Source organism: Aquibacillus rhizosphaerae, assembly GCF_030282825.1.
GTDB classification, from domain to species: domain Bacteria; phylum Bacillota; class Bacilli; order Bacillales; family Amphibacillaceae; genus Aquibacillus_C; species Aquibacillus_C rhizosphaerae.
The window spans coordinates 70,407-89,224 of the sequence record NZ_JASTZU010000021.1 but is presented as its reverse complement, the minus strand read 5'-3'; the positions used below and the strand labels follow the sequence as shown (position 1 = coordinate 89,224).

Sequence of the window (18,818 nt, the reverse complement as noted above, 5' to 3'; positions counted from 1 at the left end):
CTCACCTATCCCTGTTATTTAAAAACTGTATAATAGAGGTTTCATCCATTAATTTGTTTTCTTGCTCAAGTTCATGTTCTTTCAGCTTTAGTTTTTTTCTTTCTATTAATTTTTCGTACTTTTTTGTTTCAATATGAGCATTAGTTAATTTTAATTGTTTAGCGTCCATAACATGTCTTGCTTCATTAACTGAAGTTTCTAATCTTGTTATTTTTTCTTTAATTCTCTCAATATAGGAGTAATGTGTTGCTATATTTGTAACAGAGCCCATTGTTTCCAAATAGTAGTTGTACTTATTTTCAACATCTTCTTTTTTTCTTAATAAATTATAAAGTTGAGTTGCGACATCCTCAAAGCTTTCCACTGACTGTTTATAAGCTATTTGAGCTTCATTTTTCTCTCTTTCACGAAAAGATAAGATTTTTTGAAAAGCCTTTGTATTGGCCATTAACTACCACTCCTGCCTATCAAATCAGCCAATTGCTGAAGCGCTTGATTTCTTGTAATATCTTCATCAGTCTTTTGTTTCAAAAAGCTAACAACCTTCGGATGTAATTGGATTGATTGATCAATCTCTTTACTTGCACCTCTTTTATATGCACCTATTTGAATCAATTCATAGTTTTCTTCATAAGTAGCTAGTATAAATCGGGCATTTTGTGCCAATTGCTGTTCTTCTTTTGATGTAATTTCGGGCATAACTCTACTTACTGATTTCAAAACGTTTATTGCCGGAAATTGACCTTGCTCAGCAAGTTTTCTATCTAAGACAATATGTCCATCTAAAATACCCCTTGTTGTGTCAGCAATTGGTTCATTCATATCATCTCCATCGACAAGAACAGTGTAAAAAGCTGTAATCGTTCCTTTTTCACTTGTACCAGTTCTTTCTAATAGTTTAGGTAACATAGCGAACACTGATGGTGTATAACCTTTCGTTGTTGGTGGTTCACCAGTTGCTAACCCTACTTCTCTTTGTGCCATTGCAACACGTGTGACTGAATCCATCATTAGATTGACATTTAAACCTTGATCTCGAAAATATTCACTGATTGCTGTTGCTGTATAGGCACCTTTTATTCGCATAAGTGCGGGTTGATCAGAAGTTGCGACTACTACAATTGACCTCTTTAATCCTTCTTCACCTAAATCTTTTTCAATGAATTCTCTAACCTCTCGACCACGTTCACCTATTAAAGCTATTACATTGATATCAGCATCACTATTTCGAGCGATCATACCAAGTAAGGTACTTTTACCTACACCACTACCAGCAAAAATCCCAACACGCTGTCCTTTCCCTACAGTAAGCAAAGCATCAATAGTCTTCACACCTATTTGGATAGGTTCTAAAATTCTGGGTCTAGCTAATGGATTCGGTGGTGATTGTTCCGATGGATAACTGGTTAGACCCTTTGGTAATAACGAGCCATCTAGTGAGTGTCCTAAAGAATCAATTACTTTACCAATTAGTCCTCTTCCAACATTAATTGTCAGTGGTTGATCAGTAGCCTCCACTAAACATCCTGGACCAATTTCTTTAATGGTCGAGTAGGGCATTAGCAGTACTTTTTCTTCATTAAAACCAACAACTTCTGCAAGTATTTTAGAATTCTTCTTTTTTGATGTGTGAATATAGCAAACATCTCCAACACTTACTTCAGGCCCTTTGGATTCAATCATTAGTCCAATAACTCGATGAATTTTCCCGTATCGTTTGTACGTATCAATTTGGTTGATTTCATCTAAATATCCATCAATATTCACGCTCAAACTCCTCCGTGATATGAAACAGTTTATTCCTCAATTCAAGTAATTGACTCTGAACACTAGCATCTATTTTCCCAAAAGGTGTCTCCACGATACAACTACCTTTTTCCAAATCGCTATCTGGATATATAGAAAGTACCGCTTTAGAACTAATAATATTTAACAACTCTTGTTTATGATTTAAGATTATCTGATAGTCTTCTGGATGTGAAAAAATATTAATTGAAGCTTGTTCTTTGACTTCTTTTAAAACATCCCTCACAATATTAATAAACTCGTCACCTTCATCAATAACAGTATGAATTATTTTAGAAGCTACGTTTATTCCAATTTTCAAAATTTCTTCTTCACTTTGATCAATTGTTCTCAAATAATCTGTCTTTGCTTCATCCACTATTGTTTTTGCATGGTCAACTAGTTGTTTATATTGATCCATACTTTCTTTGCTTCCAGAATCGAATCCATCTTGATATCCAGACAATTGAGCATCTTCAATAAGTTGCTTTTTTTCTGTTTCCCATATTTGTTTTTCTTTATCAATTTGTTCCTTAGCTGCATTTACTAATTTGGTTGTTTCAAGTTTCGTTTGTTCAAGTTGAGTTAACGCATCATTCAACTCTTTTTCTATACTTAGTAATTGTTCACTTGCATCATTATCATTATCTTCAACCGACTTGTGGACATTTATTTGAACAGGTTTAATACCAATCACTTTACTAGTAGGTTTCTCATCATATCTATAACCGCTAGACAATGATATCATCCCCTCCACCACGTGCAACAACAATTTCTCCGACTTCTTCTAACCTACGTATTGCAGAGACAATTCTCGATTGTGATTCTTCAACGTCTCGTAATCGTACAGGTCCCATGAATTCCATTTCTTCTTTAAATGTTTCTGCCATTCGAGTAGACATGTTCTTAAAGACAATCTCTCTTACTTCTTCACTAGCTACTTTTAAGGATAAGCGAAGATCATCATTTTCAACTTCTCTGATAACTCTTTGAATTGCGCGGTTATCGAGAGTAACAATATCTTCAAACACAAACATTCTTTTCTTAATTTCTTCTGCTAGTTCTGGGTCTTGTATTTCTAGTGCATCTAGTATTGTACGTTCTGTACTACGATCCACTCCATTTAACACTTCAACCACAGCTTGAATTCCACCTGTTTGAGTATAATCTTGTGTAACTGTCGTAGATAGTTTTCTTTCTAGAACTTGTTCAACTTCATATATAATTTCAGGTGATGTTGAATCCATAACTGCAATCCTTTTTGCAATATCAGCTTGTAATTCTTGAGGGAGTTCAGATAATATTTGTCCAGCTTGATCCGCATCAAGGTAAGAAAGAACAAGTGCAATCGTCTGCGGATGTTCGTTTTGTATAAAGTTCAGAATTTGTGCTGGCTCTGCTTTCCTAGCAAAATCAAAAGGTTTCACCTGTAAAGAAGATGTTAATCGGTTAATAATATCAGAAGCCTCTTGTTGCCCTAGTGCTTTCTCAAGAACTGTTTTAGCATAGTTTATACCTCCTTGAGAGATATAATCCTGTGCTATAGCTAATTGATGGAATTGATCCAATACATCTTCTTTTTGATTAGACTCTACTTTTTTTACAGAAGAGATTTGCAGTGTTAGTTTTTCTATTTCTTCCTCCGTCAAATGTTTATAAATTTGTGCTGACACATCTGGACCTAGTGATATCAATAGAATAGCTGCTTTCTGCCTCCCTGATAACGATTCTTTGTGCCTTACCATAAAGGACGCCTCCTAGTCATCTGCAATCCAACTTCTTAGTAGCTTTGCAAAGTCTTCTGGCTTATCTTTTGCCATTTTTTCTAATTGTTTTCTTCTAACAGTTCCTTCTGTATCGGCTTTTTCTTCAATGTCTGGAATTGTGTTGATTTGTTGCTCTGTTTCCTCAGCTACAAATTCAACTTCTTCTTCTTTATTATTTCGTTTTCTTAAAGCTATAATCAATACGATAATTGCTAGTACAAGCAAACCACCAATAACATAGATCCAAACAGGAATTGTTGGTACAGCCATATCAGTAGGTGCTTGTCTCCCATTAAATTCTTGAAAAACAATGGAAGTTTTCTCTTCTGGTACTACTTCACCATATGATTTGTCAATCGACGTAGTAACAATTGAATTCAAAATAGAAGCAATACCTTCTTCTACTTCTAATTGTTCTTGTTGCGTTAAATATTCCACTTCGTCAGCATCTGTCTCTTTTGTATTATCAACAGCAATTTGAATCCCCAAATCACGGATTTTATAATCACTTTCTACAATCTCACGATGGATTCTATTAAACTCATTATTAATAGACTCTTTAACCATTTCATAGTCACCGTCTCCTGCTTCGGCATCTGCTGGATAGTTTGGCACCTCTTCATCACCAACTCCCGCTTCTGCTGCAGCTGCCGCATTGGCACCTGTATAGGCTTCGGTAATTCTTTCAATACTAACAGGTAAGCCTTCCATGTTTTCTTCATCAACAGGTTCTATCAATTCTTCAATTCTATTTTCTTGTGTAAAATCGATATCCGCTGTTACAGAAGCAATGACCTTGTCTCCACCAATCATTGTTCCAATCATTTGTTGTATTCTACGTTGTAAGTCTTTTTCAATATTTTGCTTTATACCTTGCTGTGCAGTATAGGAATCTCCATTTGCAAAAGAATTTGAATCATTTAAGTCAAAGTACTCAAAATTTTGATTCATAATGACGATATTATCAGTAGGTAGGTTTGGAACAGTTTTAGAAACTAAATGATATAAAGATTTAATTTGACTATCTTCAAGCTGATAACCAGGTTGTGTGTTTATTACTATCGAAGCTGATGCTTCTTGCGTCTGATCACTAACAAATACAGGATCTTCTGGTTTATTTATCATTACACTAGCTTCATCTATACCATTTATACTTTTCATTAGGTTTGCTAACTCTGTTTGCATTGCATCAAGTTTCATTACTTCAAATTCATTATCAGTGACACCCCAAGAAGCATTTTCACTAAAAAATGAGTAGTCAATACTACCACTATTTGGAATGCCCTGTGCAGCTAAATCGACAAGTAGGGAATCGACTTGTTCCGTAGGGACACGAAGAGTTGTTCCTCCATTTTCTAACTCATAAGAAACACCTCTTGCATCTAACTCTGTTTTAATTTGTCCTACTTCCTGTAGTGACAAGTTATTATATAGTGGTACCATTTTTGTTTGACCGGCTAGGAAGCTCCCAGCAATAATAAGGAATAGAAACAAAAAAATAAGACCGGCAAACATCCCTTTTTGAGCTTTTGACCTTGAAGTCCAATAATTTATAATTTTTTCTCTATATATTTCCAATTTTCGTTTCATCTTTTGCCTCCAACACAAGCACACCATTAATAGGAAGCTCTAGTCTTTTAATGTAGTTCATTCTTGTTGTCAGAAAGTCCACTTCCTACACTTGCATTCTCATAATTTCGTTGTATGCATCGATTCCTTTACGTTGTACCTCAACTGCCGTTTGTAATGCAATACTAGATTTCTGAGAGGCAATCATTACATCGTGTAAGTCATCAATTTGCCCGTTAGCTAATGCCTCTGTTTTTTTATCTGATGCTACTTGTACTTCATTTAATTGTTCTATTGCATTTTTTAAACTTGAGGAAAATTCATTTTGCGCTTCAGCAACAGTGGGTTTAGTTTGTGTTGTGTTTTGTAAAGACAAAGCTGGTTTTTGAAGTGATCCAATTTTTGCTAATTCCATTAAAACTCCTCCTAATTATTATTTTCCTATTTCTAATGCTTTTTGAAGCATACTTTTTGTTGCGTTTATAGAAGTTACATTTGCTTCATATGAACGGGTAGCGCTCATCATATCAACCATTTCTTGCAATGGATCAACATTTGGCAATTGAACATACCCATCTACTCCAGCATCTGGATGATTTGGGTTGTAAACTAACTGAAACGGTTCTTCATCTTCTGTTATTTGCTTTACCCGAACTCCGTTTCCAGAACTTGCTTGGCTATTAGTTGCTCTTCTTAAAAAAGAAGTGAACCCTGAATCTTTTGATTCAAAAGTGACCATTTTACGACGATACGGTTCATATTCACCATTTTCATTGATTGTTGCTCTAGTTGTATCAGCATTTGCAATATTAGAAGAAATAACATCCATGCGAAGTCGTTGTGCAGTTAAAGCACTCGCACTAGTATTTAACGAATTAAATATACTCAACGCTACCTACCCCCTTTAATAACTGATGAAAGACTATTAAACTTACCATTTATACGATCAACTAATGCCTGATAATAGATTTGATTTTCTGCTAAATTCGTCATTTCTTTATCTACGTCGACATTATTCCCATTATGGTTATATGTAGTACTATTGTCCGAAACGATTTTTAGCCCGTTTTGTTCAAAAGTACTAGACTGAAAAGGAATATGTTTCTCGTGTGTTCTTTTTGCTTGAAATGTACTCCCTAATTGACTATCAAGTACGTCCTTAAAAACGACGTTCTTAGATTTATAATTAGCAGTATCAACATTGGCAATGTTATTAGCAATCGTTTGGTTTTTTAAAGATGCATAATCAAGTGATTTTTCTAAGGTACTTATAGTATTACTAAATAGTGACATCGTATTAATTCCTCCAGATTTATATCTACAGTCAGAAAACGTCTATCTTTATCGAATATTGTAATTTAAATGTAATTAAGTGTCTATGGAATTTTGACATAATCTTACTTTAGTTGCTATTATTTAATTTATTTATCAACATTAATAAGTCAAAAGTACTAAATTTTCGATAGTTACACAAAATGAAAAAAATGTCGAAATGCGTCACATCCGCTTCATTATTATTACATAGATTTCAAAAATATTAAATGGAATTTAAAAAATAAATATGACTATTTATTGGAAGTAACTTTGCTTTAGGCTTTTTACACAACAAAAAGGATGTCCTTCTATATTTAAAGGACATCCTTTTTGTTAATCATATAATTAATTTGACTTTAATTTCTGTAATTCGACTAGGAATTTATTATTTAACACTTTAATATAAGTACCTTTCATCCCTAGAGATCTAGACTCAATAACTCCAGCACTTTCAAGCTTTCTTAATGCGTTAACGATTACAGAACGAGTAATTCCTACTCTATCAGCAATTTTACTTGCTACTAGTAACCCTTCATTACCATCTAGTTCTTCAAAAATATGCTCGATTGCTTCTAACTCACTATAGGATAATGAGCTAATTGCCATCTGAACCACAGCTTTACTTCTAGCTTCCATTTCTATCTCTTCTGTTTTTTCATGTAAAATTTCCATACCAACTACCGTAGCACCATACTCTGCCAAAAGTAAGTCATCATTATTAAAGCTCTGTGTCAAACGGCTTAAAACAAGTGTACCTAAACGTTCACCGCCACCAATAATGGGAACAATAGTAGTTAAACCACTTTTAAATAAATCTTTGTTTTCTATAGGGAAAGCTGTAAACTTACTATCAATATCAATATTTGCTGTAGTTTCTTGTATTGTAAATAAACTATCTGTATATTCTTCAGGAAATTGTCTTTCCTCAAGCATTGATTTCATTCGTTCATTTTCAATTTGTTGGTTAATTGCGAATCCTAGAAGCTTCCCTCTACGACTCACTACAAATATATTTGCAGTAATTGTATCTCTTAATGTAGCTGACATCTCATTAAAATTCACCGATTTACCTGTTGCTTTTTGTAACATTGAATTAATTTTTCTTGCGCGATCTAATAGTTCCATGTTGCTCCTCCAGTTCATAATGTTTATAGAATATATTGGCTCAAGTCTTTGTTTTTAGCAATAGAACTTAGCTTCTCATTTACATAACTTTCCGTGATTTCAATTGTACCCATTGTGATATCCGATGCTTCAAATGATAATTCTTCTAACAGCTTTTCTAAAATTGTATGCAATCTTCTGGCACCAATATTATCTGTATCCTGATTCACTTCGTAAGCCACTTCTGCAAGTTTTGTAACAGCCTCGTCTGTAAACGTCACATTTATACCTTCTGTCGCCAATAAGGCCTCATATTGTTTTAACAACGCATTAGAGGGTTCTACTAAAATTTTCTTGAAATCATCAATCGATAATTTATCAAACTCAACCCGAATCGGAAAGCGTCCCTGAAGTTCTGGTATCAAATCTGATGGTTTTGCCATATGAAATGCTCCTGCAGCGATAAAAAGAATGTGATCTGTTTTCACAGCACCGTGTTTGGTAACAACGGTTGATCCTTCTACGATTGGTAAAATGTCTCGTTGGACACCTTCTCTAGAAACGTTGCCCGATTGTTGATCACTCTTTGCAGCCACCTTATCAATCTCATCAATAAAAATAATACCTGATTGTTCAACTTTTCTTACTGCTTCTTGTGCAACTTCATCCATATCAATAAGTCTCTGAGCTTCTTGTTGTGTTAACAGCTTTCTTGCTTCAGATACTGGGAGTTTTCTTTTTTTTGTTTTCTTTGGCATTAATTGACCAAAAGCATCTTGCATATTCATTCCCATTTGTTCCATACCCGAACCTTGCAGCATATCAAACATCGAAGTGGTTTGTTCATCTACTTCGATTGTAACTATCTTGTCTTCTAGCTCACCCAACGCCAACTGTTTTTTAACCTGCTTACGTTTATTTTCAATCTCTTGTTTGTCTTCATTTTGGTCTTGATTTTGATCTGTATCATCTTGTTGAGGTGAAAAAAACATTTCTAATGGATTTTTAAATGAACTTTGCTTTTTTTCTTTTGGAACAATGATTTTAACTAATCGTTTATTTGCTAAGTCTTCTGCTTTATCCATTACCCCAACCATTTTTTCTTCCTTTACCATTCGAACTGCCATCTCAACTAAATCTCGTACCATGGACTCTACATCACGGCCTACATAGCCTACCTCAGTAAATTTAGTCGCCTCTACTTTTACAAATGGAGCACCTACAAGTTTTGCCAAACGTCTTGCAACTTCTGTTTTACCTACACCTGTTGGTCCAATCATTAATATATTTTTAGGTACTATTTCTTCACGCATCTTCTCATCTAATTGCATCCGTCGATACCTGTTTCGAAGTGCTATGGCGACGGATTTCTTAGCATTTACTTGACCGATTATATATTTATCTAATTGCGCGACGATTTGTTTTGGAGTCATATTCATGGACATCTTAAAAAACCCCCTTTAATTAATCAAGCACCTCTAATGTTACGTGCCCATTGGTAAACACACATATATCTCCAGCAATATCTAATGCTGCCTGGGCAATCTCCTTTGCAGTTAAATCACTACTGTAATTCTTTAAAGCCCGGCCTGCACTTAATGCATAATTACCTCCAGAACCTATTGCTAGTATTCCATCGTCAGGTTCAATTACTTCTCCAGTTCCAGACACCAATAACATCTCTTGTTTATTCATTACTATCAGCATAGCTTCAAGCTTACGTAGTACTTTGTCACTCCTCCACTCTTTAGCCAATTCGACTGCGGCTCTGGATAAATTTCCTTCGTAAGCTTCTAACTTCGCTTCAAACTTTTCAAATAATGTGAAAGCGTCAGCTACTGAACCGGCAAAACCTGCTAACACTTGACCTTTAAATAATCTACGAACTTTCTTCGCTTTATGTTTCATTACCACAGCATTCCCTAATGTTACTTGACCATCGCCACTCATTGCACATTGCCCATTATGTCTTATGGCAAATATCGTAGTAGCATGAAATTCTTGATTCATTTTCTCCACCTCTTTTCATTATTCCCGTTTTTTAGCCCGAGGATGGCTATTTCTATATATATTACGCAAACGGTCCTTTGAATCATGCGTGTAAATTTGTGTTGAAGACAAATGTTCATGCCCTAGTAATTCTTGGACAACTCGCAAATCAGCACCTTCATTTAACATATGTGTTGCAAAGGTATGCCTTAGCTTGTGTGGATGTATGTTTACAGTTAAGGATGCACTTTTCACCATCTTATCTAAAATCAAGCGAACACCTCTTGTTGTTAAAGAACTACCCTTTGCATTTAAAAAAAGATGGTCGCTAGGATTGTTCGTTTTTCTGAGCAAAGAATGTCTTCCATTGTTTATGTATAATTTTAAAGCTTTCTCAGAATAAGTCCCAAACAGAACATACCGATCCTTATTTCCTTTTCCAGTCACAAATAAAGTATTAAGATCAAAATCGAGATCCTTTAAATTTAATTCTACACATTCACTCACGCGAATTCCAGAAGCGTAAAGTAATTCTAAAAGCGCTTGGTTTCTTTGGCCTAACGGACTTTCTAAGTCGCTAACCGAAAAAAGTTTCTCCAATTCTTCTTTTTCAAAAAAACTTGGTTCCTGTTCCTTAGGTCTAGATACACTGACATGTATAAAAGGATTGTTTAATACTAACTTTTCTCTTTCCATAAACTTATAGAGACTGCGTAAACTGGATAGTTTTCTTGAAATACTACTTTGAGAAAGATTCTGTTCATAAAGGCTCAACATAAAGGAGTCAACTATCTGTTTATCAACAGAAGCAAATATCTGAATTCCTTCCTCATATAGATATTGAACAAAGGAGTTAATATCATCCATATAGTTAGTAATCGTAATAGGAGAAGCATTTTTTTCAATTTTTAAAAACTCTATAAACAATTCATTAGATTCTTTGAATAAACTCATTATTTCACCACTTCAGTCAAGGCGTTTAAATCTTAACATATTTCATCTTAACTATGCAACGAATTAACAAAATTGTAACAAAATTCTGAATTGTTGCTTTCACAAAACAATTTCACTTTTCTTACTGTCAAGTAAAATCACTTACTGAAGGGAAATTATAGCTTCTTGCTCAGAAATTGTCAATACAACAACTATAAAGGTAAGGAGATTTGCAAAAAAGCATTATGAACCCTATAAGGTACAAAACGAAGTTGTATTTAATTAAAACAAATCAATTATCTAATAACACAAAATATTTTATTAATTTAAAAACAGTATTAACTGATTGCAGCAATTCTATTACAACAAATTCCTTTTTAGGCTATAGTCCTTTCAAATCGTTTGTATCACTTGACTAAATATTGTAGTTTTCATTACTGAACGCTTATACAGAGTCCTAAACCATAAGAAAACCTCTAGGCACCTTTCTCACTTAAATAAATTAAGACAAACTTCTATTTGATGCTCTCTTTACTACTTGTTTTTCTTAAGACCTCGAGGAGTAGAAGCTAGAGTTGGACATTTACAATTTTTTCATAATTTATCACCTCAAAAAAAGACATCTACATATGCAGATGCCTTTTTAAATTAATTTTGTGATTCTTCTTTGTAATCACATTCTGTACACTGAATTTGTGTACCTTTTTTAGACTTCTTCTCTACTAATAAAGAATCACATTTTGGACAAGGCCTTGATATAGGCTTATCCCAAGAAATGAATTCACATTCAGGATAATTATCACATCCATAGAATGTTCTTCTCTTTTTAGTTTTTCTTTCAACAACATTTCCTTCTTTACAACTCGGACATTTCACACCAATTTCTTTTAATATTGGCTTAGTATTTCTACATTCCGGAAAGTTGGAACAAGCTAAAAACTTTCCATACCTACCCATTTTGTAAACCATTTCGTTGCCGCAGTTTTCACAGTCAATACCTGCAGGCTCATCTTTAATTTCAATTTTTTCCATTTCTTTTTCGGCTACTTCTAAACGTTTAGCAAAGCCCTGGTAAAAACCATCAATAATATTGACCCACTCCGTTTTTCCTTCTTCAACCGAATCAAGATCACCTTCCATTTTAACGGTGAATTCTACATCAACAATTTCGGGGAAAAACTCTATTACTAAATCCAATACAATTTCACCTAATTCAGTCGGTACAAATCGTTTATTATCAAGTGTGACGTACCCTCTTCTTTGAATCGTGTCTAATGTTGGTGCATAGGTAGATGGCCGTCCAATTCCTTGTTCTTCAAGTGTTTTTACTAAACGTGCTTCCGTGTACCTTGGTGGTGGTTGAGTAAAGTGTTGATTCGGTTCAATCTCTTTTGCCTCCACAAGCATTCCTTCTTCTAAATCTGGTAATAACTTGTCTTTCTCTTCCTTATTATCATCCCGACCTTCGATATACACTTTCATAAAACCTTTAAATTTTAGTGTAGAACCTGTAGCTCTAAATTCAACACCTTCATTTAAAAGATGAACAGTAACTGTGTCCATAATTGCTGGTGCCATTAAACTTGAAGTGAACCGGTCCCAAATTAATTTATACAAACGATATTGATCTCTTGATAAAACGCTTTTTAATGATTTAGGATCACGGTGTACTGATGTTGGACGAATTGCTTCGTGTGCGTCTTGTGAACCCTCAGCTTTTTTTGCTTCTTTAGGTGTTCCTAAGAATTCTTTGCCATACGTTTCTGTGATGTATTCTGTTGCTTCTTTTTTGGCTGTCTCAGAAACTCTAGTAGAATCAGTACGCATATACGTTATTAAACCAGTAATTCCACCTTCTTTTTTCCCTAAATCTATACCTTCGTACAATTGTTGAGCGACCATCATTATCTTTCTAGCTCTAAAGTTTAGCTTTCTGGCTGCTTCTTGTTGTAAGGATGAGGTAGTAAATGGTGCTGATGGGTTTCTTTTTCTTTCCCGCTTATTTACCTTATCTACTTTAAAACTATTCCCTTTTAATGTAGAAAGAATTTTATCGACAGCTTCTCTGTTAGGTAGTTCCACTTTCTTTCCATCAATACTAAAAAATGATCCTTCAAATTCTTCCTGATCTTTTAAGAAAGTTGATTCAATTGACCAATATTCTTCTGGAACAAATTTTTCTATTTCTCTTTCTCTATCTACGATCATTTTTACAGCTACAGATTGAACCCTTCCAGCACTTAAGCCTTTTTTCACCTTTTTCCACAATAGTGGGCTAATGTTATAACCGACTAAGCGATCTAAGATTCTTCTTGCCTGCTGTGCATCTACTAAATTCATATCTATTGTTCTTGGATGCTTAAATGATTCTTTAATCGCATCTTTTGTTATTTCATTAAAGACTACACGGCACTCAGATTGATCATCAATATCTAGACTATGGGCTAAATGCCATGCAATTGCTTCCCCTTCTCTATCGGGGTCAGCTGCTAGATATACTTTTTTCACTTTTTTAGCTGCCATTTTTAATTCTTTTAAGACAGGACCTTTACCACGGATTGTAATGTATTTCGGTTCATAATTCTCATTTTCATTCACACCCATTTGACTTTTGGGGAGGTCTCTAATGTGCCCCATCGATGCCTTAACTTTATATTTCTTACCTAAATATCTTTCAATAGTTTTTGCTTTTGCTGGAGATTCAACAATTACAAGGTAATCTGCCATGTCTTTTCCTCCCAAGAGGTTTATCATTTGTTTTGAATAATAACATTTTTAATAAAAAATTCTTTTAGTTTACATTTTATTTATTTAGTTGATAAATCTTCCCTATTATTAAATACTTATTGCTAATTTGTCAAACATGAAATTCATTTTTTGTACCATTCACAAGCTTACACTCTGTATTATCAGACAAAATACGACACCATTTACCCTGGTTATTTGTCCAATCCTCTGTAATATCATGGGTATTTTGTACTAATTTAGCACCATCTTGAATCATTTTATGACAGCCGCTCGTCTGTTCAAATAAAGGTGAACCTGGTATGGCATAAACATCTCTACCTTGATCTAAAGCTTGGTCAACTGTTATTAATGATCCACTTTTCTCTTTAGCCTCTACAACAATCGTACCTGTACCTAAACCACTTATCAGTCGATTTCTCTCTGGGAAATGATGTCTTCTTGCAGGAATATTTGGAGGGTATTCAGATATAATTAACTGCTTTCTTGCAAGTTCATAAAATAAATTGACATGTTGTTTAGGATAAACATGTTGAAACCCACTCCCAACAACAGCAATTGTCTTTCCGTTATTTTCTATGGCTAATTGGTGGGCTATGCCATCAATGCCTTTTGCCATTCCACTCACAATCACCCAATTTTCTAAAATTAATGGCGTAATTATTTTATTCATTTTACGCTTTGCTTCTGGACTTGGATTACGAGTTCCAACCACACTTAGGGATGGTAACTCAGTTAATAATTTTTCATTTCCAAGCAAATATAAAACATATGGTGGGTCTATAATTGTTCTTAGCAAAGGGGGATATGTTGAATCTAATATAGTAATAACATGGTAAGTTTGACAGTCATTCTTAATGGTTTGTATTAATTGGGGGTTATGTAAATCTTGATAGAGTTGAAAAGCACGAGGAGATGTGAGAGATAGATATTGAGATAAAGCAGATGGATCATGTCGATAAATATTTTCTAAATAAGGATCTTTACTTAATATTTTTCTTATAAGTGGCCGTGTAACCGCTTTTGATCTATGTAAGTGTATAAGTCGCAAACTAGTTTTATTCAATGACAAAACTCCCTATATATTAGTTTGGGCTGACAATTACGTCAGCCCACCACATTAATGTGTTTTACATTTGTCAAATAGTCCTTTTTGTTTTAATACGCTAATTAAGGTTTCGCCCATAACAGATGGTGTTTTCGCTACCTCAATACCACATTGATTCATCACTTTAATCTTTTCTTCCGCTGTTCCTTTTCCACCTGAAATAATGGCACCAGCATGGCCCATACGTTTTCCAGGAGGTGCTGTTGCTCCGCCGATAAATCCTACAACAGGCTTGTTCATGTTTGCCTTAACCCATTCCGCTGCTTCTTCTTCTGCAGTTCCACCAATCTCACCAATCATCATGACAGCTTCTGTCTCAGGGTCTTCATTAAATGCTTTTAATGCATCAATAAAATCTGTTCCATTGACAGGGTCACCGCCAATACCAACAGCAGTAGATTGACCAAAACCTTCCTCAGATAGCTGATGAACTGCCTCATAAGTTAATGTTCCTGAACGAGAAACGACACCGATATGACCTTTTTTGTGTATATATCCTGGCATAATTCCAATTTTACATTCATCAGGAGTTATTACTCCAGGACAGTTAGGACCGACGAGTCTCGTTTTCTTGCCTTCCATATAGCGTTTAACTTTAACCATATCCAGTACTGGTATATGTTCAGTTATACAAATAACTAAATCTAGCTCTGCATCAACAGCTTCCATAATAGCATCTGCAGCAAATGGTGCTGGCACATAAATTACAGAGGCGTTTGCACCGGTTTGTTCAACAGCACCTTGCACTGTATCAAAAACAGGTACGCCTTCCACTTCTGTCCCACCCTTTTTGGGTGTGACACCACCTACAATTTTCGTTCCATACTCCAGCATTTGTTTTGTATGAAAGAGAGCCGTAGATCCTGTAATACCTTGAACAATTACTTTCGTATCCTTATTTATAAAAACACTCATTTAATGTCCGTCCTCCCTTGGTTATCTGACAGTCACATTGTAAGAATTACCTACCAGTAAAAAGATAGGCTTACTTCTATTAAAAGTTCAAACAATTTTGCAATCTATTACTTCACAAGTGAAACTATTTTTTCTGCTCCATCTGCCATAGACTCTGCGGCAGTTATGTTAAGACCAGATTCAGCTAGAATCTTCTTACCTAAGTCAACATTTGTTCCTTCTAAACGCACGACTAAAGGTATTTCTAATCCTACTTGTTTTGTAGCAGCTACTACACCTTCAGCAATAACATCACATTTCATAATTCCACCGAAGATATTAACTAAAATACCCTTCACATTGGAGTCAGATAGTATTATTTTGAAAGCTTCTGTTACTTTTTCTGCTGTTGCACCGCCCCCAACATCAAGGAAGTTTGCAGGATCACCGTTATAATGCTTAATAATATCCATCGTCGCCATTGCTAGTCCAGCACCATTAACCATACAACCAATATTCCCATCTAGCGCAATATAGCTTAAATCATGTTTTGATGCTTCTATTTCCTTCGCGTCTTCTTCGTCTAAATCACGGTATGTTTGAATATCTTTTTGACGGAATAGAGCGTTATCATCAAAATTAAGCTTAGCATCTAAAGCCAGTACTTCACCATCACCAGTCGTAACAAGTGGGTTGATTTCAGCAATAGAACAATCTTTCTCAACAAATGCTTGATAGAGACCTAACATAAATTTAACGGCCTTAGAGAGATACTCCTTAGGGATATTAATATTAAAAGCAAGTCTTCTAGCTTGGAACGGTAATAAACCTGTAACTGGATCAATTACTTCTTTAAAAATCTTTTCAGGCGTTTTTTCAGCTACTTCTTCTATTTCTGTTCCACCTTCTTCAGAAGCCATCATCGTCACTTTAGAAGTTGCTCTGTCTAATACTAATCCAACATAGTATTCTTTTTGAATATCGCAACCTTCTTCAATTAGTAAACGCTTTACTTCTTTGCCTTGTGGACCAGTTTGGTGTGTTACTAGCGTTTTACCCAAAATTTCATTTGCATATGTACGCACTTCATCAAGGTTTTTAGCTACTTTGACACCACCAGCTTTACCCCTTCCACCAGCATGGATTTGCGCTTTAACAACTGATACACTAGTTCCTAAGTTTTTCGCAGCTTCTACAGCTTCATCTACTGTATATGCAACTTGCCCATTAGGCACTGCAACACCGTATTTACGCAAAAGTTCTTTGCCTTGATACTCGTGAATGTTCATGTTCCATCCTCCCATCAAATAATCACTGCAAACTCATTGTATAAAAAATGATTGCAAATTGTCCACAAATTACCTTTAAAATTTCAAAATGATTCGAAAATTAAAGTCTAATTGATGATAAATTTATATACATAAGCTTTTTTATCCCATCTTTACTCAGCTTCCTTTAACAGTCTTCTAAAGCAATGATATTTATAATTTAATATTTTTGTCGGCCTGATAAATAAAAGCAAATACTTCAGCTACAGCTAAATATAGTTCTTCAGGAATACTCTCATTTATATTTAATTCCGATAACAAAGCAACTAAAGAAGAATCTTCTTGAATGGGAACATTATTTTCTTTAGCCTTATTGATTATGTTTTCAGCAACATATCCTTTACCAGAAGCAGTGACTTTAGGTGCAATATCTTTTTTCCCCTCGTAGCTTAAAGCTGCCGCTTTTTTATAACGTATTTCGCTCATATTCGAAAATCCACTCCTTGCCTATGTGATTTAACTTCGTTTGTATCTGAAGAATGTACACTTTGCTTCACATTTGATGATTTAAACTGAACGGTTGATAAGTGATAATCTATCTTGTTTAGCCCCATTTTTAATGCTGTTTTATATTTAGATAGCATGTCCTCTAATTGGGAATGTTGATTATATACTGTTACGTTTACTAGTCTTTTTTGTATCGACATATTTATAATTGTCTCACCAATTGTATTTAAGTCTAGATAGAATATTATTTGACAAAAGTCCGGATTAATCTTTCCTGTTTCATCTTTTCTACTTTCAAAATCTATTTGCACATCACTTTTAAGGCCAAATTTATCAGCAGGCAAATGAATGGAGGTTTGTATCATTGGACCTTCTTGTTGAACAGAAGTCAACTGTATCCCGTTCAGCGAATGAAGTAGTTTCTCTAACTTTTCCATTTGACTGCCATTACCTTCTTGTAACGCTTGTAACACTAAACTTTTTAACGATTGCTCATTGGCGATGTTTAGTTGATCGAACTTTCCTCTATGAATGAAACTTTCGTGGTCAATACCAGAAAACAATAAAAACTGCTTTAATTGTGTAAGGAATAGTTCTTTAGTTCCAATATTCGTTTGGGGTTGGTTTGGCTCAAGCTTGCTTATTAGGTCAGTCATTAATTTTTCCATTTCAACTGGCAGTTGCTTGAAGGCTATATCTTTTAAGACCGGTAACAATTCGCCTGATTTATTATTTAGTCGGTTTTCTAACCAATTGTTCATTATTACCTTTTCACTGTCAGTTAATAGGCCATTGATCTTATATAACAAATCATTTTTTTTGATGAAATTTCTTAATTGGTTTTCAATCGTCGCACTTTCTAAATTTTGATCGAGTTTATTGACGAGTTGGGAGAATTGGTTAATTAAAGATTGTGAGATGGGTAGTTGATTGTTTCTAAGCTTATAGAGAGCATCCAAAAAATGATTCGCATCTAAATCAAATGGTAGTTTGATTCTATTATCTACTTTGTCATTACCTTGAATATAATCAATCCCTGTCTCCACTTGCCAGTTTGACCAAGACCTTTGCCAGTCATTAAATGAGCTCGGTGATGTCAATAAAGTTGATTTTTTAAGGAGTGTAAACATTTTGTCATCTTGACGATTAATACCGTCTAAAATCATTTTAACAATTTCTGTTTTTGGTTCATTAACTGATTGATTGACAAAGGGCATTATTCTTTCTGTTAATAATCTTTGCACTGCCGATAAATTATCCTGTTTACTTATTTCACTATTTAAACTAATCAATTGTTCCTGTATACTACTTGTGTCTTTCATTATTAGGGCTTGTAAAACAGACGATGTGATTGGTAAATTACGTCTCATCATTTCTAGCAAAACCTTTTGAGAAAACTCTCTGTTCTGTTGATTATTACTCAACTCCAGAGCTTGGCTCAAACTATTTTTGTCAAAAGGAATATTTTTTTCAATCAATGTTGTAATAAAATCCAGATGTTCTTTTGATACTGTTAATCCTAATTCTTTTAATAGTAGCTCTGCTTGATTTTTGTTTGTTAGTGGTTTGTCAACTAATACCTTAAGCCGAAGCATGTCTCCTACTGATTTAACCTGAAACCAGTAGCTATTATGTAAGTTTAAAGATGTTTCTAATTGGGCTACCAACTGTTTTCCACCAAGTTGAATCATTGCACGTTGATTAGGATAAATTTCGAGAACTTTGCCTGACAAGACATTCCCAGGTCTAAGTTGTTGTTCATTATTAACACGTTGAGAATGGAATGTTTTCAGTATAGTAGATGTAAATGGATTTGTCCCTGTCATAAAAAGCCTC

At 34.6% G+C, this 18,818-nt stretch carries 18 protein-coding genes; all 18 read right to left on the bottom strand.

The annotated features are described in order from the left end of the window. Position 1: 1 nt before the first annotated feature. The 18 genes from fliJ to QQS35_RS06195 all read right to left on the bottom strand — a co-directional run bounded on the left by fliJ (position 2) and on the right by QQS35_RS06195 (position 18,808). Positions 2–448, bottom strand: a complete 447-nt coding sequence (fliJ, locus tag QQS35_RS06280; protein WP_285931061.1) for a flagellar export protein FliJ — start codon at positions 446–448, stop codon at positions 2–4. Continuing rightward, entirely contained in the window at positions 448–1,767 is a 1,320-nt protein-coding gene (gene fliI / locus QQS35_RS06275) for a flagellar protein export ATPase FliI (RefSeq protein WP_285931060.1), read from the bottom strand. Before fliI ends, fliJ begins: the two co-directional genes overlap by 1 nt. Next, entirely contained in the window at positions 1,757–2,524 is a 768-nt protein-coding gene (fliH, locus tag QQS35_RS06270) for a flagellar assembly protein FliH (RefSeq protein WP_285931059.1), read from the bottom strand. The genes fliI and fliH overlap by 11 nt, the downstream gene beginning before the upstream one ends. Then, a complete protein-coding gene (gene fliG, locus QQS35_RS06265; RefSeq protein ID WP_285931058.1) occupies positions 2,517–3,530 on the bottom strand; it encodes a flagellar motor switch protein FliG in 1,014 nt (337 codons plus the stop codon). Before fliG ends, fliH begins: the two co-directional genes overlap by 8 nt. A gap of 12 nt (positions 3,531–3,542) precedes the next feature. Then, on the bottom strand, positions 3,543–5,141 hold the full coding sequence (gene fliF / locus QQS35_RS06260; protein ID WP_285931057.1) for a flagellar basal-body MS-ring/collar protein FliF: 1,599 nt from the start codon (positions 5,139–5,141) through the stop codon (positions 3,543–3,545). Positions 5,142–5,226: 85 nt separating this feature from the next. Then, positions 5,227–5,535 carry a flagellar hook-basal body complex protein FliE gene (gene fliE, locus QQS35_RS06255; RefSeq protein ID WP_285931056.1) on the bottom strand — a complete coding sequence of 103 codons (309 nt, stop codon included), beginning with the start codon at positions 5,533–5,535 and terminating at the stop codon, positions 5,227–5,229. A gap of 18 nt (positions 5,536–5,553) precedes the next feature. Continuing rightward, on the bottom strand, positions 5,554–6,009 hold the full coding sequence (flgC, locus tag QQS35_RS06250) for a flagellar basal body rod protein FlgC (protein ID WP_285931055.1): 456 nt from the start codon (positions 6,007–6,009) through the stop codon (positions 5,554–5,556). 2 nt (positions 6,010–6,011) lie between these two features. Further along, entirely contained in the window at positions 6,012–6,413 is a 402-nt protein-coding gene (gene flgB / locus QQS35_RS06245; RefSeq protein ID WP_285931054.1) for a flagellar basal body rod protein FlgB, read from the bottom strand. 366 nt (positions 6,414–6,779) lie between these two features. Then, entirely contained in the window at positions 6,780–7,559 is a 780-nt protein-coding gene (gene codY / locus QQS35_RS06240; RefSeq protein ID WP_285931053.1) for a GTP-sensing pleiotropic transcriptional regulator CodY, read from the bottom strand. 23 nt (positions 7,560–7,582) lie between these two features. Further along, a complete protein-coding gene (hslU, locus tag QQS35_RS06235; RefSeq protein WP_285931052.1) occupies positions 7,583–8,983 on the bottom strand; it encodes an HslU--HslV peptidase ATPase subunit in 1,401 nt (466 codons plus the stop codon). A gap of 19 nt (positions 8,984–9,002) precedes the next feature. Then, positions 9,003–9,548, bottom strand: a complete 546-nt coding sequence (hslV, locus tag QQS35_RS06230; protein ID WP_285931051.1) for an ATP-dependent protease subunit HslV — start codon at positions 9,546–9,548, stop codon at positions 9,003–9,005. 18 nt (positions 9,549–9,566) lie between these two features. Then, positions 9,567–10,481 (bottom strand): tyrosine recombinase XerC, encoded by a 915-nt coding sequence (locus QQS35_RS06225; protein ID WP_285931050.1) that lies wholly within the window; start codon positions 10,479–10,481, stop codon positions 9,567–9,569. Positions 10,482–11,108: 627 nt separating this feature from the next. Next, positions 11,109–13,187, bottom strand: a complete 2,079-nt coding sequence (topA, locus tag QQS35_RS06220) for a type I DNA topoisomerase (RefSeq protein ID WP_285931049.1) — start codon at positions 13,185–13,187, stop codon at positions 11,109–11,111. 130 nt (positions 13,188–13,317) lie between these two features. Next, entirely contained in the window at positions 13,318–14,271 is a 954-nt protein-coding gene (dprA, locus tag QQS35_RS06215) for a DNA-processing protein DprA (RefSeq protein WP_285931048.1), read from the bottom strand. 54 nt (positions 14,272–14,325) lie between these two features. Beyond that, positions 14,326–15,228: a succinate--CoA ligase subunit alpha gene (gene sucD, locus QQS35_RS06210; RefSeq protein ID WP_285931047.1), complete on the bottom strand. Its 903-nt coding sequence runs from the start codon at positions 15,226–15,228 to the stop codon at positions 14,326–14,328. 107 nt (positions 15,229–15,335) lie between these two features. Continuing rightward, a complete protein-coding gene (gene sucC / locus QQS35_RS06205; protein WP_285931046.1) occupies positions 15,336–16,496 on the bottom strand; it encodes an ADP-forming succinate--CoA ligase subunit beta in 1,161 nt (386 codons plus the stop codon). Positions 16,497–16,688: 192 nt separating this feature from the next. Continuing rightward, positions 16,689–16,961: an EscU/YscU/HrcU family type III secretion system export apparatus switch protein gene (locus tag QQS35_RS06200; RefSeq protein WP_285931045.1), complete on the bottom strand. Its 273-nt coding sequence runs from the start codon at positions 16,959–16,961 to the stop codon at positions 16,689–16,691. Then, positions 16,958–18,808 (bottom strand): hypothetical protein, encoded by a 1,851-nt coding sequence (locus tag QQS35_RS06195; RefSeq protein ID WP_285931044.1) that lies wholly within the window; start codon positions 18,806–18,808, stop codon positions 16,958–16,960. The genes QQS35_RS06200 and QQS35_RS06195 overlap by 4 nt, the downstream gene beginning before the upstream one ends. Between the last annotated feature and the right edge of the window lie 10 nt (positions 18,809–18,818).